Origin of the sequence: Burkholderia sp. LMG 13014, assembly GCF_905232215.1 — a bacterium.
Lineage (GTDB): Bacteria > Pseudomonadota > Gammaproteobacteria > Burkholderiales > Burkholderiaceae > Burkholderia.
Window position 1 is genome coordinate 1 of the sequence record NZ_CAJNKE010000837.1, and the last position, 2,005, is coordinate 2,005.

Below are 2,005 nucleotides of genomic sequence, written 5' to 3' on the forward strand. Positions count from 1 at the left end.
GCGAGTCGTTCACGCGTGAGCTCTTCCAGATAGAGCAGCGAGCGATGGCCGTCGGCGGCCGTGATCGCAGTCGGCGCCGCGCGGAAGCCGTCGTTGAAGATCTCGAGCGACAGCGGCCCCGTATAGCCGGACTCGATCACGCGCGCGGTGAAGCGGGCGAGGTCGAAGTCGCCCTGGCCCGGGAACGAGCGGTAGTGGCGGCTCCATTCGAGCACGTCCATCGCGAGCTTCGGCGCATCGGCGATCTGCACGAACGCGATCCGGTCGCCGGGGATGTCGGCGATCGCGTCCGGCGAATCGTCGAGCGACAGCGTGTGGAAGCTGTCGAGCGCGAGGCCGAGGTGCGGGCTGTTCACGGCATTCACCAGTTTCCACGCATGGCCGTAGCGCTTCACGACGCGGCCCCACGCGAGCGCTTCGTACGCGGCGACCACGCCGGCCTGCCGCGCGGCCTCGGCGAGCGCGCCGAGCTGGTCGACGAGCAGCCCGTCGTCCGCGATCGTGTCGGCCGACACGTTGCTGCACACCAGGATGCGGTCGGTGCCGAGCGCATGCATCACGTCGAACTTGCGCTTGATCCGGTCGAGGTTGCGGGCGAGCTGGGCCGCGCTCACGCCCTCGAAGTCGCGAAACGGCTGGAACAGCACGATGTCGAGGCCGAGATCGGCGGCCGTGCGCCGGACGTCGGCCGGCGATCCATCGAAGTAGACGAGGTCGTTTTCGAAGATTTCCACGCCGTCGAAGCCTGCGGCCTGGATGGCGGCGAGTTTCTCGGCGAGCGTGCCGGACAGTGACACGGTGGCGATCGAGCGCTGCATGGGCGAATCCTGCGGATGAGCGGGGTATGGCGCCGGTCGAACCGGTCCTGAATGAACCAGTCGTTGAATTCCTGGCGAACGCCATATCCCTAATTTACTGGGCTAGTGATGCGTATTGTACAAACTAACTAGGTGGTACAAATTAGCGAAAACCCGAAAAGACAGCCAGCATTCCCGGGCGCACACTAGCGCCAAATTCCGATGTTTTCGGGGCGATGCCGGTCACGGTCCGCCCCTGTTTTAGGAGCAGAATCACCATGAGCAAGCACAAGGTGCTGGTGCTGAACGGCCCGAACCTGAATCTGCTGGGGACGCGCGAGCCCCATATCTACGGCGCGGAAACGCTCGCCGACGTCGAGCAGCGCTGCCGCACGGTGGCCGAGGGGCTCGGGCTGGAGATCGACTTCCGCCAGTCGAACGCCGAGCACCAGCTGATCGACTGGCTGCATGCCGCGCGTCACGACACGCACGGCATCGTGATCAACCCGGCCGCCTATACGCATACGTCGGTCGCGCTGGCCGATGCGCTTTCCGCGATCGCGAAGCCGGTGATCGAAGTGCATATCTCGAACGTGCATCGCCGCGAAGCGTTCCGTCACCATTCTTATGTGTCGGCGGTTGCCGAAGCCGTGATCTGCGGCTGCGGCACCGAAGGCTACGTGTTCGCGCTGCAGCGTCTGGCGACGCTGTTCGCGCAGGGAGCCGCACGATGAGCCGCCCGTCGTTTCTGATCGGCCTGATCGGCCAGGGCATCGGCGGCTCGCTGTCGCCCGCGATGCATGAGGAAGAAGGGTTCCGCCAGGGGTTCGGCTATGTCTACCGGCGCATCGATCTCGACGCGCTCGGCGTGACCGTCGACGCACTGCCGCAACTGCTCGATGCCGCGCAGCGGATGGGCTACAACGGCCTGAACATCACGCACCCGTGCAAGCAGCGCGTGATCGAGCACCTCGACGCGCTGTCGGACGATGCGCGTGCGCTCGGCGCGGTGAACACCGTGCTGTTCAAGGACGGCAAGCGGATCGGCCACAACACCGACTGGTCGGGTTTCGCGAAATCGTTCCGCCGCGGGCTGCCCGACGCATCGCTCGAACGCGTCGTCCAGCTCGGCGCGGGCGGCGCGGGCGCGGCCGTCGCACACGCGGCGCTGCAGATGGGCGCGGCCGAACTGACGATTTTCGATGTCG

3 protein-coding genes are annotated in these 2,005 nt (G+C 66.1%); 2 read left to right on the forward strand and 1 reads right to left on the reverse strand.

The features are described 5' to 3' along the window. Positions 1–818 (reverse strand): sugar phosphate isomerase/epimerase (locus JYJ84_RS35200; RefSeq protein WP_205190172.1); only part of this gene is annotated, 818 nt, incomplete at its 3' end. A 257-nt stretch (positions 819–1,075) separates the two neighbouring features. On the opposite strand from JYJ84_RS35200, the gene aroQ reads away from it, so the two are divergent. Both aroQ and JYJ84_RS35210 read left to right on the forward strand, forming a co-directional pair. Continuing rightward, complete coding sequence (gene aroQ, locus JYJ84_RS35205; RefSeq protein ID WP_174958150.1) at positions 1,076–1,531, forward strand: type II 3-dehydroquinate dehydratase; 456 nt, start codon at positions 1,076–1,078, stop codon at positions 1,529–1,531. Continuing rightward, positions 1,528–2,005: shikimate dehydrogenase (locus JYJ84_RS35210; protein WP_205190173.1), on the forward strand; the 478-nt coding region annotated here is incomplete at its 3' end. The genes aroQ and JYJ84_RS35210, both read left to right, overlap by 4 nt.

Excerpts from the sequence above, each read along its gene's own strand:
- aroQ (WP_174958150.1), top strand. The coding sequence starts at position 1,076 with ATGAGCAAGCACAAGGTGCTGGTGCTGAACGGCCCGAACCTGAATCTG.